At 57.8% G+C, this 17,265-nt stretch carries 16 protein-coding genes; 13 read left to right on the top strand and 3 right to left on the bottom strand.

Annotation, left to right across the window (positions count from 1 at the left end; genetic code table 11):
• The first annotated feature begins 80 nt into the window (after positions 1–80).
• The 11 genes from ACRESJ_RS29660 (at position 81) to ACRESJ_RS29610 (ending at position 14,269) form a co-directional block, all read left to right on the top strand.
• Positions 81–2,879: an LPS-assembly protein LptD gene (locus ACRESJ_RS29660; protein WP_431761064.1), complete on the top strand. Its 2,799-nt coding sequence runs from the start codon at positions 81–83 to the stop codon at positions 2,877–2,879.
• A complete protein-coding gene (gene surA, locus ACRESJ_RS29655) occupies positions 2,860–4,176 on the top strand; it encodes a peptidylprolyl isomerase SurA (protein ID WP_431761063.1) in 1,317 nt (438 codons plus the stop codon). The genes ACRESJ_RS29660 and surA overlap by 20 nt, the downstream gene beginning before the upstream one ends.
• On the top strand, positions 4,173–5,162 hold the full coding sequence (gene pdxA / locus ACRESJ_RS29650; protein ID WP_431761062.1) for a 4-hydroxythreonine-4-phosphate dehydrogenase PdxA: 990 nt from the start codon (positions 4,173–4,175) through the stop codon (positions 5,160–5,162). The genes surA and pdxA overlap by 4 nt, the downstream gene beginning before the upstream one ends.
• Positions 5,159–5,977, top strand: coding sequence for a 16S rRNA (adenine(1518)-N(6)/adenine(1519)-N(6))-dimethyltransferase RsmA (rsmA, locus tag ACRESJ_RS29645; protein WP_431761061.1), 819 nt, complete (start codon positions 5,159–5,161; stop codon positions 5,975–5,977). The genes pdxA and rsmA overlap by 4 nt, the downstream gene beginning before the upstream one ends.
• Positions 5,978–6,100: 123 nt before the next feature.
• The gene (gene apaG, locus ACRESJ_RS29640) at positions 6,101–6,481 is read left to right on the top strand and encodes a Co2+/Mg2+ efflux protein ApaG (RefSeq protein WP_431761060.1); all 381 of its coding nucleotides are present in this window, start codon (positions 6,101–6,103) and stop codon (positions 6,479–6,481) included.
• A complete protein-coding gene (locus tag ACRESJ_RS29635; RefSeq protein WP_431761059.1) occupies positions 6,481–7,365 on the top strand; it encodes a symmetrical bis(5'-nucleosyl)-tetraphosphatase in 885 nt (294 codons plus the stop codon). The genes apaG and ACRESJ_RS29635 overlap by 1 nt, the downstream gene beginning before the upstream one ends.
• 33 nt (positions 7,366–7,398) lie before the next feature.
• Positions 7,399–7,728, top strand: coding sequence for a thiosulfate sulfurtransferase GlpE (gene glpE / locus ACRESJ_RS29630; protein WP_431761058.1), 330 nt, complete (start codon positions 7,399–7,401; stop codon positions 7,726–7,728).
• A gap of 297 nt (positions 7,729–8,025) precedes the next feature.
• Positions 8,026–9,948: a PrkA family serine protein kinase gene (locus ACRESJ_RS29625; protein WP_431761057.1), complete on the top strand. Its 1,923-nt coding sequence runs from the start codon at positions 8,026–8,028 to the stop codon at positions 9,946–9,948.
• A 204-nt stretch (positions 9,949–10,152) separates the two neighbouring features.
• Positions 10,153–11,424, top strand: coding sequence for a YeaH/YhbH family protein (locus tag ACRESJ_RS29620; RefSeq protein ID WP_034147378.1), 1,272 nt, complete (start codon positions 10,153–10,155; stop codon positions 11,422–11,424).
• A complete protein-coding gene (locus ACRESJ_RS29615; protein ID WP_431761056.1) occupies positions 11,421–12,983 on the top strand; it encodes a SpoVR family protein in 1,563 nt (520 codons plus the stop codon). Before ACRESJ_RS29620 ends, ACRESJ_RS29615 begins: the two co-directional genes overlap by 4 nt.
• Positions 12,984–13,045: 62 nt before the next feature.
• Entirely contained in the window at positions 13,046–14,269 is a 1,224-nt protein-coding gene (locus ACRESJ_RS29610) for a multifunctional CCA addition/repair protein (RefSeq protein WP_431761055.1), read from the top strand.
• Positions 14,270–14,349: 80 nt separating this feature from the next.
• Here ACRESJ_RS29610 and folK read toward each other — a convergent pair whose 3' ends face one another.
• Positions 14,350–14,868, bottom strand: a complete 519-nt coding sequence (gene folK, locus ACRESJ_RS29605) for a 2-amino-4-hydroxy-6-hydroxymethyldihydropteridine diphosphokinase (protein WP_431761054.1) — start codon at positions 14,866–14,868, stop codon at positions 14,350–14,352.
• Complete coding sequence (folB, locus tag ACRESJ_RS29600; protein ID WP_431761053.1) at positions 14,859–15,215, bottom strand: dihydroneopterin aldolase; 357 nt, start codon at positions 15,213–15,215, stop codon at positions 14,859–14,861. Before folB ends, folK begins: the two co-directional genes overlap by 10 nt.
• Positions 15,216–15,289: 74 nt before the next feature.
• Between folB and plsY the strand changes: the two genes are divergently transcribed.
• Complete coding sequence (plsY, locus tag ACRESJ_RS29595) at positions 15,290–15,859, top strand: glycerol-3-phosphate 1-O-acyltransferase PlsY (RefSeq protein WP_431761052.1); 570 nt, start codon at positions 15,290–15,292, stop codon at positions 15,857–15,859.
• Between the two features lie 23 nt (positions 15,860–15,882).
• Here plsY and tsaD read toward each other — a convergent pair whose 3' ends face one another.
• Positions 15,883–16,908, bottom strand: coding sequence for a tRNA (adenosine(37)-N6)-threonylcarbamoyltransferase complex transferase subunit TsaD (gene tsaD, locus ACRESJ_RS29590; protein ID WP_431761051.1), 1,026 nt, complete (start codon positions 16,906–16,908; stop codon positions 15,883–15,885).
• A 199-nt stretch (positions 16,909–17,107) separates the two neighbouring features.
• Between tsaD and rpsU the strand changes: the two genes are divergently transcribed.
• A partial coding sequence (rpsU, locus tag ACRESJ_RS29585) for a 30S ribosomal protein S21 (protein ID WP_431761065.1) occupies positions 17,108–17,265 on the top strand: 158 nt, incomplete at its 3' end.

Genomic DNA, 17,265 nt, shown 5'->3' with positions numbered 1-17,265 from the left:
CCAGCATCTTTTTCAGACCATCGAGAGGCGTGCGGCCCACACCGCGGGCAGATGGCACGCAGGAAGCCCGGACTAATAAGATGGCATTGAAATCCCCCGCGTTTCGTAAAAAATTTCCGTTGTTGGTAACCGGCAGTTTGCTGGCCTTGCAACCCCTCGCCACATCCTTCGTGGTCGCCGCAGAACAGTATGACTGCTCAGTCTCTGCTTCGGGTGCCTGGGATTGTGCACCAAAGTCCCCGGCAGCTGCCTTGCCTCCGCGTCCCGTGCATGACGGCAGCGCAGTCTCGGCAACCGGCGAAGCCGCAGCCGAGAGCGGCGCCAGCGAAGACACTGGTGCCAAGACCACCCTGGTTACCGAGTCCAAGGGCCGCGGCCTGAAGTCGCGTAGCGAAGACTACAGCCACCTCGATTGGGTTCCCCGCGAGCAGCTCACCGCAGCACAATTGGCCGAAACCGGTCCTTATTGCTCTGGTTCCTATATCGAGCCGATTCGTCCTGGCATGAATGACAAGACGAACAAAAGTGACGCTCCAACCTTTATCGGCGCGAAAGCCTCCCGCTATAAGCAGGATGAGCAAGTTGCCACTCTGGCCGGTGACGTCGTCATGCGCCAGGGCAGCATGCAGGTCGAAGCTGACGAAGCCAACCTTTACCAGGCTGAGAGCCGTGGCGAACTGAGCGGCAACGTGCGCATTCGCGACAACGGCGCACTGATCGTGGGTGACCACGCCGACGTGCAACTCGATACGGGTGAAGCCAAGGTCGACAACGCCGAATACGTGATGCACAAATCCCGTATCCGCGGTAACGCGCTGTATGCCAAGCGTGCCGAGAACGCCATCATTCGCCTCAAGGATGGTACGTACACCACGTGCGAACCGAACAGCAACGCCTGGCAGCTCAAGGGCAACAACATCACCTTGAACCCGGCAACCGGCTTCGGTACCGCGACTAACGTCACTTTGCGAGTCAAGGACATTCCAGTCCTGTACACGCCGTACATCTATTTCCCGATCGACGACCGCCGTCAGTCCGGCTTCCTGCCGCCAACCATCGGCACCGGCAGCGATACCGGCTTCCTGCTGGTCACCCCGTACTACTTCAACCTGGCGCCGAACTACGACGCCACGTTGTACCCGCGTTACATGAGTGATCACGGCCTGTTGATGGAAGGCGAGTTCCGTTACCTGACCAAGTCCAGCGAAGGTCAGTTCGGCGCCGCCTACCTCAACGACGAGAACGACGATCGCAAGCTGCAGACCGATTACGAAAAAACCCGCTACATGTACAACTGGCAGCACAAGGGTGGCCTCGACTCCCGCACTCTCACGCAGGTCGACTACACCAAGATCAGCGATCCTTATTACTTCCAGGATCTGCAGACTGACCAGATTGGGGTAAAAAGCTCCGACTATGTGAATCAGCAGGGTTCCGTCACCTATCGTGGCGACAGCTATACAGCTCGCGTGAACGCCCATGCTTATCAATTGGCGACGGTGTCGAACATCACGCCGTATGATCGTCTGCCGCAGATCACGTTTAACGGCCAACTGCCTTATCGCCCGAACGGGCTGAACTTCGATTATCAGACGGAGATCGTGCGCTTTGATCGCGACCTGAAAACCGGCAACTTCGTCGACGAAAATGGCGTTGCCGAGCCGCGTCTCGACACCAACGTTACAGGACTGGCCCGCGCTAATGGCGATCGCCTGAACCTTGCTCCGTCTGTCAGCCTGCCAATGCAAACAACCTATGGCTTCCTGACGCCAAAGCTCAAATATCAGTACACCCAGTACCAACTTGATCTGGACAGCATTGGCAAAAGCCAGGTGGCCGCTCAGACTGCGGAACAAAACCGCCTCAATGGCACGTTCGACACCAGTCAGAACCGTGGTGTGCCGATTGCAAGCATCGACAGCGGCTTGTACTTCGATCGCAACACTCAATGGTTCGGCAAGAACTACCGTCAGACGCTTGAACCACGCCTGTACTATCTCTATGTACCGGAGAAGGACCAGGAAGACATTCCAGTGTTCGACACCGGCGAATACACCTTTAACTACGCCTCATTGTTCCGCGACAACCGCTTCTCCGGCTCAGACCGCGTCGGTGACGAGAACAAGCTGTCGCTTGGCGTGACCAACCGCTGGATCGAAGACAACGGTTTCGAGCGTCAACGCATTAGCGTTGGCCAGGCCTTGTACTTCAAGGATCGTGAAGTTCAATTGCCGGGTATTGACGCAAAAACCCGCGACGATGCGCACTCCAACGTTTCGCCCTATGCACTTGAGTACGAGTACCGCTTCAACCGCGACTGGCGCACCACCGCCGACTACAACTGGGATCCGGACAGCCGCAGCCCTCGTTCCGGCAGCGCGATGTTCCACTACCAGCCTGAAGACAACCCGAACAAGGTCATCAACGCCGGCTACCGCTATCGCAATGACCAAGTCCGTTACGACCAGAACACCGGTAAATGGTCGGTGGGCGGTGGTTCCTACGGCACCCCGGGCCAGCCTGGCTACGTGAAGGATTACTACAAGATCGAACAGCACGACTTCTCGGTGATCTGGCCGGTCGTGCCGCAATGGAACGCCATCAGCCGCTGGCAGTATGACTACAACCGCAACCGCACTCTGGAAGCCTTCGGTGGTTTCGAGTACGACAACTGCTGCTGGAAACTGCGCCTGATCAACCGTTATTTTGTTTCCTACGACGAGTTCAGTCAGGAAGCACCACAAAACGAAAAAGGCGACCACGGCGTCTTCCTCCAAATTGTTCTGAAGGGACTCGGCGGCCTCACTGGCGCCAAAGTAGAGAGCTTCCTCGACAAAGGCATCCAAGGTTATCGTGAACGTGAAGACCAAGCTTTCTGATTGTCTGCGCCCGCTGTTGCTGGGCGCGCTGTTCCTGGGTACTGCGGCCAACGCCGCGGTGCAGTCCATCGATAAAGTGGTGGCCATCGTCGACAACGACGTGGTCATGCAGAGCCAACTGGACCAACGTGTTCATGAAGTTCAGCAAACCATCGCCAAGCGCGGCTCTGGCGTGCCACCGGCCAGCGTGCTGGAGCAACAAGTGCTTGAACGCCTGATCGTCGAAAATCTGCAATTGCAGATTGGCGAACGTTCCGGCATCCGCATTACCGATGAAGAACTGAACCAGGCTGTCGGCACCATCGCCCAGCGTAACAACATGTCCGTTGAGCAATTCCGCGCTGCGCTGACTCGCGACGGCCTGTCTTACGACGACGCCCGTGACCAGATCCGCCGCGAGATGGTCATCAGCCGCGTACGCCAGCGTCGCGTGGCAGAACGCATCCAGGTGTCCGAGCAGGAAGTGAAAAACTTCCTCGCCTCCGATCTGGGCAAGATGCAGTTGTCCGAAGAGTTCCGCCTGGCCAACATCCTGATTCCTACGCCGGAAAGCGCAAACTCCGACGCAATCCAGAATGCAGCCAAACAGGCTGACGCGGTTTACCAGCAGCTCAAGCAAGGCGCTGATTTCGGTCAGTTGGCCATTGCCAAATCCGCCAGCGAAACCGCACTGGAAGGTGGCGACATGGGCTGGCGTAAAGCAGCTCAACTGCCACCACCGTTCGATCGCCTGTTGAGCACCATGGCTGTGGGTGACATCACCCAGCCAATGCGCACACCCGGTGGTTTCATCATCCTGAAGGTCACCGACAAGCGTGGCGGTGGTGCCCAGGTCCGCGACGAAGTTCACGTGCGCCACATTCTGGTCAAGCCGAGCCCGATCCGTGACGAAGCAAAAACCAAGGCTTTGGCCGAGTCGCTCTATGCTCGTATCGAATCAGGCGAAGATTTCGGCGAACTGGCGAAAAGTTTCTCCGAAGATCCTGGCTCCGCTCTCAACGGCGGCGACCTGAACTGGATCGACCCGAGCGTACTGGTCCCCGAGTTCCGTGAAGTCATGGCAAAGACCCCGCAAGGTCAGCTGTCCAAACCGTTCCAGACCCAATATGGCTGGCACGTTCTGGAAGTCCTTGGCCGCCGCGCTACCGACAGCACCACTCAGGCTCGCGAGCAACAGGCGATGACCGTACTGCGTAACCGCAAATACGACGAAGAGCTGCAAACCTGGCTGCGTCAGATCCGTGACGAAGCTTACGTAGAAATCAAACTCCCTGGCGCCGACCAGGCAGCGCAGTGAACCCCAAACGTTTCGCGCTGACACCCGGCGAACCGGCCGGCATAGGTCCTGACCTGTGCCTGCTGCTCGCCTCGCAAGCCCAGCCACACCCCCTGATTGCCATTACCAGCCGCGACCTGCTCCTTGAGCGGGCCGCGCAGCTGGGTGTGGTTGTCGATGTGCTGGCCGTTACGCCGGACAACTGGCCGGATGTACCCGCGCCAGCCAACAGCCTGTATGTCTGGGATACGCCCCTTAACGCCAAGGTCGTCGCCGGGCAACTGGACAAGGCCAACGCGGCTTTCGTTCTGGAAACCCTGACCCGCGCCGGCCAAGGCTGCCTGGACGGGCATTTTGCCGGGATGATCACCGCTCCCGTGCACAAGGGTGTGATCAACGAATCCGGAATCGCCTTTTCCGGGCACACGGAGTTTCTCGCCGACCTGACCCACACCGCGCAAGTGGTGATGATGCTCGCTACCCGCGGTTTGCGCGTGGCACTGGTCACTACTCACCTGCCCCTTCGCGAGATCGCCGATGCGATTACCCCGGAGCGCCTGGAACGGGTCACGCGAATTCTGCATGCCGACCTGCAAGAAAAATTTGGCATTACCCAGCCACGCATCCTGGTGTGTGGGCTAAACCCCCATGCCGGTGAAGGCGGACACCTGGGCCATGAAGAAATCGATATCATCGAACCCACACTGGAGCGCCTGCGCGGCGCAGGCATGGACCTGCGCGGCCCACTGCCCGCCGACACTCTTTTTACCCCCAAATATCTGGAGCACTGCGACGCGGTGCTGGCGATGTACCACGACCAAGGCCTGCCTGTGCTGAAATACAAAGGCTTCGGCGCGGCAGTCAACGTGACCCTTGGCCTGCCGATCATCCGAACATCGGTTGATCACGGCACCGCCCTGGACCTGGCCGGCAGCGGCAAGATCGACACCGGCAGCCTGCAAGTCGCCCTGGAAACCGCCTACCAGATGGCCGAGACCCGTTTATGACCGAGCAATACCAACACAAGGCGCGCAAGCGCTTTGGCCAGAACTTTCTGCACGATGCCGGCGTTATCGACCGCATCCTGCGCTCCATTCATGCCAAACCTGAAGACCGGATGCTGGAAATCGGCCCGGGCCAGGGCGCATTGACCGCCGGCCTGCTTGGCAGCGGCGCGCAACTCGACGTGGTGGAGCTGGACAAGGACCTGATCCCGATCCTCAACCAGCAGTTCGCCGGCAAGAGCAACTTCAACCTGCATCAGGGTGATGCACTGAAGTTTGACTTCAGTAGCCTGAACGCCGCACCGAGCAGCCTGCGCGTGGTTGGCAACCTGCCTTACAACATCTCGACGCCGCTGATCTTCCACCTGCTGCACAACTCCCACCTGATTCGCGACATGCACTTCATGCTGCAAAAGGAAGTGGTTGAGCGTCTGGCGGCAGGGCCTGGAGGTGGCGACTGGGGCCGCTTGTCGATCATGGTTCAGTATCACTGCCGGGTCGAACATCTGTTCAACGTCGGCCCCGGCGCATTCAATCCACCACCGAAAGTCGACTCGGCTATCGTGCGCCTTGTGCCCCATGCAGTCCTGCCGCATCCGGCCAAGGACCATCGGCTGCTGGAGCGCGTAGTACGCGAAGCGTTCAACCAGCGTCGCAAAACCCTGCGCAATACCCTTAAACTGCTGCTGAGCAACGCCGAAATCGAAGCCGCCGGCGTCGATGGCAGCCTGCGTCCCGAGCAGCTTGACCTGGCCGCTTTCGTGCGCCTGGCTGACAAACTCAGCGAACAGTCCCTACAAAAGCCAGCGGACGCCTGACAGCACCGAAGCGTTATCGGGTAGGACACCAGCCCACATGTCTGGTTTACTATCCGATACTTGGCCTAGACTGAAACACATCAGCTAAGCCCCGCGTCCCGCTTCGTTTTTAAGGCCTCTTGCATGTCCGATTCTCGTTATCAGGTCGACGTCAGCGTCGTCACCCGCTATCTGGCAGCCCAATCGCAACCCGAACAAGACCGCTTTGCCTTCGCCTACACCATCACCGTGAAAAACAATGGCCTGATACCGGCCAAACTCCTGTCACGGCACTGGGTGATCACCGATGGTGACGGGCATGTGGAAGAGGTTCGCGGTGCAGGCGTGGTCGGCCAGCAACCGTTGATCGAGGCGGGCAAGAGCCACACCTACAGCAGCGGCACCGTAATGACCACCAAGGTTGGCACCATGCAAGGCAGCTATCAGATGATTGCCGACGACGGTCAGCATTTCGACGCCATCATCGCGCCATTCCGTCTCGCGGTGCCCGGAGCCTTGCACTGATGGCCACTTACGCCGTCGGGGATCTGCAAGGTTGCCTTGAGGCCCTGCAGTGCCTGCTAAAACAAGTCGCCTTCGATCCGGCAAAGGATCGTTTGTGGCTGGTCGGCGACCTGGTTAACCGTGGCCCGCAATCGCTCGACACCTTGCGATACCTCTATAGCATCCGCGAATCGCTTATTTGCGTCCTCGGCAACCACGACCTGCACCTGCTGGCCGCCGGGAAGAACATCGAACGCCTGAAGAAAGCAGACACCCTGCGCGAGATTATCGAAGCACCCGATAGTGCCGAGCTACTTGAGTGGCTGCGCCAGCAAAAACTCATGCATTACGACGAGCAACGCAATATTGCGCTGGTGCATGCCGGTATTGCGCCCCAATGGTCGCTGCGTAAAGCTCTGAAGTACGCTGGCGAAGTCGAAAGTGCACTGCGCGATGACAACCTGTTCCCGCCTTACCTCGATGGCATGTATGGAAACGACCCGGCGAAATGGGACAGCGACCTCAAAGGCGTGACGCGCCTGCGGGTGATCACCAACTATTTCACCCGGATGCGCTTCTGTACGGCCGAAGGCAAACTCGACCTCAAGAGCAAGGAAGGTCTCGGCACGGCACCCGCAGGCTACAAGCCCTGGTTCCAGCATAAGGAACGCAAGACCAAGGATGTGAAAATCATCTTCGGCCACTGGGCTGCGCTGGAAGGCAATGTCCAGGAGCCCGGCATCTTCGCGCTGGACACTGGCTGTGTCTGGGGCGGCGCTCTGACTTTAATGAATGTCGACAGCTTCGAGCGCCTGACCTGTAAATGCGACGAGAGTGGCCATGCCGCAGCACCATCAGTCGCCCCACCCATTTGCGAACCATCGCCAGTCAACGCCCCGCGCTAGACTGCGCTATCAGCCGATCCACAGGAACCCGCCATGAGCGAATTCAAACGTATCCCCCCGGAACAGGCCCAGGCCCTGCGCGCACAAGGTGCAGTGGTGGTCGACATCCGCGATCCGGCCACCTATGCCGCGCTGCACATCAGCGGCTCGAAGCACCTGGACAACCATTCGGTCCCTGATTTCATTCGTAACGCCGACCTGGATGCGCCGACAGTAGTGGTCTGCTATCACGGCAACTCCAGCCAGAGCGCGGCCGCCTACCTGATCAGTCAGGGCTTCTCCGACGTCTACAGCATGGATGGCGGTTTTGAGCTGTGGCGCACGACTTTCCCTTCGGAAACAGCGCAAGGCACTTGCGAATAATTTTTTTGTAACACGCAAGCCCGCGGCTGCCGTGGGCTCTGGCGGTGGCAGACGAACGGTCTGCCACAACTAATTACGTATCTCGCCTTTACCTCCCGAATTCCCAACTATCCTTAAGCGCAGGCCATCCAAAACAGGGGAGAGCCGGTACACCGGCGCGCGGGTCATCGGGAGTAGCTTTCGGAGTCGTCAGCTTCGAAAGGTTTCTGGGGGGTAAACAGCAACTGCCTGTTCGGTTGCTGCCAGCATCGACTGAATGATCCGGCGTCGGCTCCACGTATCGAGCGAGGTGACGTCATGAGTATCTTTAGCCACTTCCAACAACGTTTCGAGTCCACACGCCAGGAAGAACTCACTCTTCAAGAGTATCTCGAGCTGTGCAAAAAGGACCGCAGCGCCTACGTTTCCGCCGCCGAGCGTCTGTTGCTGGCTATCGGTGAACCGGAGCTGCTCGACACCTCGACCAACTCGAGGTTGTCGCGAATCTTCTCCAACAAGGTCATTCGTCGCTACCCGGCCTTTGAAGACTTCCACGGGATGGAAGAATGCATCGACCAGATCGTGTCGTATTTCCGCCATGCCGCCCAAGGCCTGGAAGAGAAGAAACAAATCCTCTATCTGCTCGGACCAGTCGGTGGCGGTAAATCGTCCCTGGCCGAGAAACTCAAGCAACTGATGGAAAAAGTGCCCTTCTACGCGATCAAGGGCTCGCCGGTTTTCGAATCACCACTGGGTCTGTTCAACTCCACTGAAGATGGGGCGATCCTGGAAGAAGATTTCGGCATTCCACGGCGCTATCTCAACACCATCATGTCGCCATGGGCGACAAAGCGCCTGGCCGAATTCGGCGGCGATATCAGCCAGTTCCGTGTAGTGAAACTCTACCCGTCGATCCTCAACCAGATTGCCGTGGCCAAAACCGAACCCGGTGACGAAAACAACCAGGACATCTCGGCACTGGTGGGCAAGGTCGACATCCGCAAACTGGAAGAATTTCCGCAGAACGACGCCGACGCCTATAGCTATTCAGGCGCGCTGTGCCGGGCCAACCAGGGCCTGATGGAATTCGTGGAAATGTTCAAGGCGCCGATCAAGGTGCTGCACCCATTGCTGACCGCGACCCAGGAAGGTAACTACAACAGTACTGAAGGCCTCGGTGCGATTCCATTTACCGGGATATTGCTGGCTCACTCCAACGAATCAGAATGGCACACCTTCCGCAACAACAAGAACAACGAAGCGTTCATCGACCGGATCTACATCGTCAAGGTGCCTTACTGCCTGCGCGTCAGCGATGAAGTGAAGATCTACGACAAGCTTCTGTTCAACAGCTCGCTGGCCAAGGCGCATTGCGCCCCCGACACGCTCAAGATGCTTGCCCAGTTCACTGTGCTTTCGCGCCTGAAGGAACCAGAGAACTCCAACATCTATTCCAAGATGCGCGTGTACGACGGCGAAAACCTCAAGGACACCGACCCGAAAGCCAAGTCGATCCAGGAATACCGCGACAACGCGGGCGTCGACGAAGGCATGAACGGTCTCTCTACACGCTTTGCATTCAAGATCCTGTCGAAGGTCTTCAACTTCGACCCGCACGAAATCGCCGCCAACCCGGTCCACCTGCTCTATGTGCTGGAACAACAGATTGAGCAGGAACAATTCCAGGCCGAGACGCGAGAACGCTATCTGCGCTACCTCAAGGAGTACCTGGCACCGCGCTATATCGAATTCATCGGCAAGGAGATCCAGACCGCCTACCTCGAGTCTTACAGCGAGTACGGCCAGAACATCTTCGATCGCTATGTGCTGTACGCCGACTTCTGGATCCAGGACCAGGAATACCGCGACCCGGAAACCGGCGAGATCCTCAACCGCGTGGCACTGAACGAAGAACTGGAGAAAATCGAAAAACCGGCCGGCATCAGCAATCCGAAGGATTTCCGCAACGAAATCGTCAACTTCGTGCTGCGCGCCCGCGCCAACAACAACGGCAAGAACCCAACCTGGCTCAGCTACGAAAAACTGCGGGTGGTCATCGAGAAGAAAATGTTCTCCAACACCGAGGACCTCCTACCGGTCATCAGCTTCAATGCCAAGGCCAGCAAAGAGGACCAGCAGAAGCACAACGACTTCGTCACACGGATGGTCGAAAGGGGATACACCGACAAACAGGTACGACTGCTGTCCGAGTGGTACTTGCGGGTCAGAAAATCACAATAACCCGCTGCCGGTCAGACCGGTTGTCGTCAGCCCGAGGCCTGTTTACGCATTTTCTGTTACACAGGCCTCTGGAGGTGTTCGAAAGTCGGTAGCGAGATTCGGGTCGCATCCACAGCGCTTTGGGGGAGCCTGTAACCCTCACGGCATTCTGTTGACTGCTGCTTGAACGCTCGCCCCTTTCAGGACAGCTTCTAAGGAGCAGTCATGAGCTATGTGATCGACCGACGTCTCAATGGCAAAAACAAGAGCACGGTAAACCGTCAGCGGTTTCTGCGACGCTACCGTGATCACATCAAGAAGGCTGTCGAAGAGGCGGTCAGTCGGCGTTCCATTACCGATATGGAACACGGCGAGCAAATCAGCATTCCCGGCCGCGACATCGACGAGCCGGTGCTACATCACGGTCGTGGTGGTAAACAAACGGTCGTGCATCCCGGCAACAAGGAATTCACCAGTGGCGAGCACATCGCCCGCCCGCCAGGAGGTGGCGGTGGCAGAGGCCCCGGCAAGGCCGGTAACTCGGGCGAAGGGATGGACGAGTTCGTCTTCCAGATTACTCAGGAAGAATTCCTCGAATTCATGTTCGAAGACCTGGAGTTGCCGAATCTGGTCAAACGCAATCTGACCGGCACCGATACCTTCAAGACCGTTCGCGCTGGTATCAGCAACGAAGGTAACCCCTCGCGCATCAACATCATCCGCACCCTGCGCTCGGCCCATGCAAGGCGAATTGCCCTGTCCGGCAGCAGCCGCGCCAAACTGCGTGAAGCCAAGGAAGAACTTCTGCGACTCAAGCAGGAAGAACCAGACAACTTCGGCGATATTCAAGATCTGGAGGCTGAAATAGAAAAACTCAGCGCGCGCATTCATCGCGTGCCGTTTCTCGACACCTTCGACCTCAAGTACAACCTGCTCATCAAGCAGCCCAACCCCAGTTCAAAGGCGGTGATGTTCTGTTTGATGGACGTGTCTGGCTCCATGACCCAGGCGACCAAGGATATCGCCAAGCGGTTTTTTATCCTGCTGTACCTGTTTCTCAAGCGTAATTACGACAAGATCGACGTCGTGTTCATTCGCCACCACACCAGTGCCCGCGAAGTGGATGAGGAGGAATTTTTCTATTCGCGCGAAACAGGCGGCACCATCGTGTCGAGCGCCCTGAAACTGATGCAGGAGATCATGGCCGAGCGCTATCCAAGCAACGAGTGGAACATCTATGCCGCTCAGGCCTCAGACGGCGATAACTGGAACGACGACTCGCCGATTTGCCGCGACATTCTCATCAACCAGATCATGCCATTCGTGCAGTACTACACTTATGTTGAGATAACCCCTCGCGAGCATCAGGCCTTGTGGTTCGAGTACGAACGCATTGCCGAAGCCTTTTCCGACACGTTTGCCCAGCAACAACTGGTCTCGGCCGGGGATATCTATCCGGTCTTCCGTGAACTCTTCCAGCGCAGGTTAGTGACATGACCGCCAAAGAGCAGAAGCGCCAACCCATTTCCACCGGCTCCGAATGGACATTCGAGCTGATCCAGGCCTACGACCGTGAAATCAGCCGTATTGCGGCCGGTTACGCGCTCGATACCTATCCCAACCAGATCGAAGTGATTACCGCCGAGCAGATGATGGATGCTTACGCTTCCGTCGGTATGCCACTGGGATATCACCACTGGTCCTACGGCAAGCACTTTCTCAGCACAGAAAAATCGTACACCCGCGGCCAGATGGGGCTAGCGTATGAAATCGTGATCAACTCCGACCCATGCATCGCCTACCTGATGGAAGAAAACACCATCTGCATGCAGGCATTGGTCGTGGCACATGCCTGTTACGGACATAACAGTTTTTTCAAAGGCAACTACCTGTTCCGCACCTGGACTGACGCCAGCTCGATCATCGACTACCTGGTGTTCGCCAAGCAGTACATCATGCAGTGCGAAGAACGCCACGGCATCGACGCGGTAGAGGACCTGCTCGATTCCTGCCACGCGCTGATGAACTACGGGGTCGACCGCTACAAACGCCCTTATCCGATTTCCGCCGAAGAAGAACGTCGCCGGCAAAAGGACCGGGAAGAACACCTGCAGAAACAGATCAACGATCTGTGGCGCACCATTCCAAAAGGTGCGGACAAGTACAGCGACAAGGACAACGCACGCTTCCCCGCCGAGCCGCAGGAAAACATTCTGTATTTCATCGAAAAACACGCGCCACTACTGGAACCTTGGCAGCGGGAAATCGTGCGCATCGTGCGCAAGATCGCCCAGTATTTTTATCCACAGCGCCAGACTCAAGTGATGAACGAAGGTTGGGCCACGTTCTGGCACTACACGCTGATGAATGACCTGTACGACGAAGGCCTGGTGACCGACGGTTTCATGATGGAATTCCTGACGTCACACACCAGCGTCGTGTTTCAGCCCGGTTTCGATAGCCCTTATTACAGCGGCATCAACCCGTATGCCTTGGGTTTTGCCATGTACCGCGACATTCGCCGCATGTGTGAGGAACCTACGGAGGAGGATCGTCGCTGGTTCCCGGAAATTGCCGGTAGCGACTGGCTGTCGACCATCAAGTTCGCCATGAGCAGCTTCAAGGACGAAAGTTTCATCCTGCAATACCTGTCTCCCAAGGTGATCCGCGATCTGAAACTGTTCAGTATTCTGGATGACGATCAAAAGGACGACCTGCTGGTACCGGCCATTCACGACGAAGGCGGCTACCGCACGATCCGAGAAACCCTCGCAGCCCAATACAACCTGGGCAATCGCGAACCCAACGTGCAGATTTACAGCATCGACCGCCGCGGCGACCGCTCGCTGACCCTGCGCCACCAGCAACACGACCGCAAACCGCTGGGAGAATCCACTGAGGAAGTTCTCAAACACCTGCATAGGCTTTGGGGTTTCGACATTCACCTGGAAACCCTGCAAGGGGAACAGGTCATGAAAACACACCATGTACCGCCCAGAACCGAGCACAGCGAAGGCGAGTACGGCCGACTGGACCTGGCTGTCATTCATCTTTGATCCTGATTCGACCTCCGTTAGCCCGACGTTACGGTTATCCTGTCGAGCTAACGGAGGTTTTTATGCGGATCTATAAAGTCGGCGGTGCGGTACGCGATCGCCTGCTGGGCATACCTGTCACTGACATCGACCGAGTCGTGGTTGGCGCCACTACTGAAGAAATGCTCGCCAAAGGCTTTCGTGCGGTCGGCGCGGATTTCCCGGTGTTTCTTCACCCCAAAACCGGCGAGGAATACGCCCTGGCCCGAACCGAACGCAAAAGCGGGCGCGGTTACGGCGGGTTCACCTTCCACGCAAGTCCCGACGTCACGCTCGAAGAAGATTTGATCCGCCGCGACCTGACGATCAACGCCATCGCCGAAGACGACCAGCAGAACCTGACCGATCCCTACCACGGCCAACGCGACCTCAAAGCGCGCGTACTTCGCCATGTTTCCCCCGCATTTGCCGAAGATCCCCTCCGGGTTCTGCGCGTCGCCCGGTTTGCCGCGCGCTATGCCAGGCTTGGCTTTATCGTGGCGCCGGAAACGCTGGAACTGATGCGCCAACTCAGCGAGTCAGGCGAACTTGAAGCGCTCACGCCAGAGCGCAGCTGGAAAGAAATCTCCCGTGCATTGATGGAAGATCAGCCCCAGGTGTTCATTGAAGTCCTGCGCGCGTGCAGTGCGCTCAAGGTGCTGATGCCAGAAGTCGACGCGCTATTCGGCGTACCGCAACCGGAAGCTCATCACCCGGAAATCGACACCGGTGTGCATACATTGAGCGTGCTGGAACAAGCCGCACAGAACAAACAACCGCTGACCGTACGCTGGGCCTGCCTGCTGCATGACTTGGGTAAAGGCCTGACCCCGGAGGAGGAATGGCCGCGTCACATCGCCCATGAATTCAAGGGACTCAAGTTGATCAAAGAGGTCAATGAACGCTTCAAGGCACCTAGAGATTGCCAGGAACTGGCGCTGTTGGTCGGCGAGTATCACACCCACGGCCATCGTGCCCTTGAGCTGAAGCCATCGACTCTGCTGGAACTACTGCAACGCTTCGACGTTTACCGTCGGCCTCAAAGGTTCGAGGAGTTCATCGCGGCGTGCGAGATGGATGCTCGCGGACGCAAGGGGCTGGAGCAGCGTGGTTATCCACAGGCGGATTATTTACGCGGGGCGGCGAACGCTGCACGCAGCGTGGCGGTGCAGCCATTGCTGGAGAAGGGATTTAAAGGTCCGGAGCTGGGTGAAGCGATCAAGCGCGAGCGACTCAAGGCGTTGAAGGTCTATAAAGAAAAGGCCTGAGCAAAATCAAAAGATCGCAGCCTACGGCAGCTCCTACTCGGATTCCTGTAGGAGCTGCCGTAGGCTGCGATTTTTTTGCTTCACAACAAATTGGAAGGTGTCAGCTGCTCACCGCGCCACTCGAACGCCACCGGTGCCAGCACCTGATCAATCTGTGCCTCACCCCAAAGGGTCGTAAAGCTTTTACCCACACCAGGATGCACCCGATCCGGCGCAATCAGCGACAACGGCCACAACACAAAGGCATTTTTCAGAATTTCTGCCCGGGGCAAGACTAAACCGTCGAAATTGCCTACCTGATCACCGAACAACAACACGTCGATATCGAGCGGCAAACCTCGTCGATCCGGGGCATAACGACCGTTATCCGCCTCGATAAACTTCAGCCGACGATCCAGCTCCATCAACGGAAGATCGGTGTAGGCCGATACCACAAAATTGATGAATGGCCCGCTCTTGATTCCCACCGGCTGGCTTTCGAAGACCGGCGAACACTGGATACCCACCAGAAAACCCGCCAAGGCATCCAGGCCAGCCTGCAAATGGGTTTCGCGCTCGATGTTACTACCGAGCCCGAGATACACCTGAGTCAGCGACATCCGCGCTCGATCTCCACGCCCACGCCGCCGATCGCGGCAGGAACTGCACCTGGCTTGGTGAGCTTGAGGCGCATCCAGGTGATCTTGAATTCGCTCATCAGCACTGCGACCAAGCGCTCGGCAAAGGTTTCGACCAACTCGAACTGCGCCTGCTCGGCAAAGGCCTGGATGCGCGACGAAACACTCGCGTAATCGAGCGCCAGCGTCAGATCATCACCGGCGGCTGCGGGACGGTTATCCCAGGCGAAACTCAGATCAAGCCGCAAGCATTGTCGGATGCTTCGCTCCCAGTCGTAGGCACCGATCACAGTGTCGACTTCCAGGCCTTCGATAAACACTCTGTCCAAGCACTTTTCTCCGCTACACGACAAGGGCGCAATGCGCCGTTAGAATCAAGGCGTCCTCGCCCGGAATAGTTAGCATGTTTTGGTTATTGGCGATCCTCGCCTACCTGCTCGGCTCGCTGTCCTTCGCCATTTTGCTCAGTCGCCTGACCGGTAATCCCGATCCACGAATGAGTGGCTCTGGCAATGCCGGCGCCACCAATATGTTACGTCTGGCCGGCAAGAAACTCGCCATCCTGACTTTGCTCGGCGACCTCTGCAAAGGCCTGCTACCTGTGCTTATCGCCGGCATTGCAGACCTTTCGCTGCAAGATCAAGCCTGGATTGGCGTTTGCGCCGTCATCGGCCACCTGTTCCCACTGTACTTCCGCTTTCGCGGGGGCAAAGGTGTCGCCACCGCCGCCGGTATGTTGCTCGGTCTGTATCCACCTGCAGCGCTGCTGGCGGTTAGTGCCTGGCTGCTGACGTTTTACCTGACCCGAACCAGCTCACTGGCCGCCTTGATCGCCACACCCCTGACCTTGCCATTGCTAGCCTGGCAAGAACCGGCTGCACTGCTGCCCATGAGCACACTCACAGGTCTGATTGTCTGGCGCCATCGAGGCAATCTACGCGACCTGTTTGCCGGGCGCGAACGGCATTTTTAGATACCGAACCTGAGCGCCACTCATCAGAGCGCAGACAGTTGTTCCATGGGCCAGCGTGCCTGCACGCTGATCGCCAGCGTTTCCTGCTGACCTGCCTGCAAACGCTGACAACCCGCAAACGCGATCATTGCGCCATTATCGGTGCAGAACTCCGGGCGGGCATAAAAAACATCGCCCTTCATGTCACCGAGCATTTTTTCCAACGATGAGCGTAGCGCCTTGTTGGCACTGACGCCCCCGGCGATCACCAGACGCTTCATGCCCGCCGCCTTCAGCGCACGCTTGCACTTGATGGTCAAAGTCTCCACCACGGCCTGCTGGAACGCCAGCGCGATGTCGCAACGGGTTTGCTCGCCGTCGTCCCCAGCGCTGACACATTGCTGCCAAGTGTTCAGCGCGAAGGTTTTCAAGCCACTGAAGCTGAAATCCAGGCCCGGACGGTCGCACATCGGGCGCGGGAAAACGAAACGCCCTGCAACGCCCTGCTCTGCCAGACGAGCGATCTCCGGCCCGCCCGGATAATTGAGGCCCATCATCTTCGCCGTCTTGTCGAAGGCTTCGCCCGCTGCGTCGTCCAGAGTCTCGCCCAGTAGCGTGTACTGACCGACTCCATCGACCTGAACCAGTTGCGTATGCCCACCCGACACCAACAAAGCGACGAACGGAAACTCCGGCGGTTGCGACTCCAGCATCGGCGCCAGCAAATGGCCTTCCATGTGATGCACACCCAACGCCGGAATGCCCCAGGCAAAGGCCAACGCTTGCGCGCAGGAAGCGCCCACCAACAATGCCCCGACAAGGCCGGGACCCGCGGTATAGGCGATGGCGTCGATCTCGGTCGGCACGCAGTCAGCTTCGGCCAACACCTGACGAATCAAGGGCAGCATGCGCTTGACGTGATCGCGCGACGCCAGCTCCGGCACCACACCGCCATAGGCTCGGTGCAGGTCGATCTGACTGAACAGCGCGTCGGCCAGCAAGCCGCGTTCACTGTCGTAAAGTGCGACACCGGTTTCGTCGCAGGAGGTTTCTAATCCCAGTACTAGCATGGGTTTGCGCCTTGTTTAGGCTGAATTTGAAGGCGCGCATAATAGTCGCCGCGTGATGCCCCGACCAGCGGTTTTCGATCAGAGGCTTTGCATTCCGAGCGTTGAGGGGTTAACATCCGCAACCCTTAAAAACCGACGTCTTCAAGTGCACTTTTGCCGCGAGGATGTTGACCCCGGTAATGAATGAAGGTAGCTCTGGATGCCAGCCGTCAAAGTAAAAGAGAACGAACCCTTCGACGTAGCTCTGCGTCGTTTCAAGCGCTCCTGCGAAAAAGCCGGTGTACTGGCTGAAGTTCGTAGCCGCGAATTTTACGAGAAGCCAACTTCTGAGCGTAAGCGCAAAGCAGCAGCCGCTGT

Source organism: Pseudomonas sp., assembly GCF_050739655.1.
GTDB lineage: Bacteria > Pseudomonadota > Gammaproteobacteria > Pseudomonadales > Pseudomonadaceae > Aquipseudomonas.
This window is presented reverse-complemented; position numbering and strand designations above follow the sequence as displayed.

Bases quoted from the DNA above. Each gene is read 5' to 3' on its own strand.
- tsaD (WP_431761051.1), bottom strand. From the start codon at position 16,908: ATGCTAGTACTGGGATTAGAAACCTCCTGCGACGAAACCGGTGTCGCA.
- glpE (WP_431761058.1), top strand. From the start codon at position 7,399: ATGAGCGAATTCAAACGTATCCCCCCGGAACAGGCCCAGGCCCTGCGC.
- ACRESJ_RS29625 (WP_431761057.1), top strand. From the start codon at position 8,026: ATGAGTATCTTTAGCCACTTCCAACAACGTTTCGAGTCCACACGCCAG.
- plsY (WP_431761052.1), top strand. From the start codon at position 15,290: ATGTTTTGGTTATTGGCGATCCTCGCCTACCTGCTCGGCTCGCTGTCC.
- ACRESJ_RS29610 (WP_431761055.1), top strand. From the start codon at position 13,046: ATGCGGATCTATAAAGTCGGCGGTGCGGTACGCGATCGCCTGCTGGGC.
- apaG (WP_431761060.1), top strand. From the start codon at position 6,101: ATGTCCGATTCTCGTTATCAGGTCGACGTCAGCGTCGTCACCCGCTAT.
- ACRESJ_RS29615 (WP_431761056.1), top strand. From the start codon at position 11,421: ATGACCGCCAAAGAGCAGAAGCGCCAACCCATTTCCACCGGCTCCGAA.
- ACRESJ_RS29635 (WP_431761059.1), top strand. From the start codon at position 6,481: ATGGCCACTTACGCCGTCGGGGATCTGCAAGGTTGCCTTGAGGCCCTG.
- folK (WP_431761054.1), bottom strand. From the start codon at position 14,868: ATGTCGCTGACTCAGGTGTATCTCGGGCTCGGTAGTAACATCGAGCGC.
- ACRESJ_RS29660 (WP_431761064.1), top strand. From the start codon at position 81: ATGGCATTGAAATCCCCCGCGTTTCGTAAAAAATTTCCGTTGTTGGTA.
- rsmA (WP_431761061.1), top strand. From the start codon at position 5,159: ATGACCGAGCAATACCAACACAAGGCGCGCAAGCGCTTTGGCCAGAAC.
- ACRESJ_RS29620 (WP_034147378.1), top strand. From the start codon at position 10,153: ATGAGCTATGTGATCGACCGACGTCTCAATGGCAAAAACAAGAGCACG.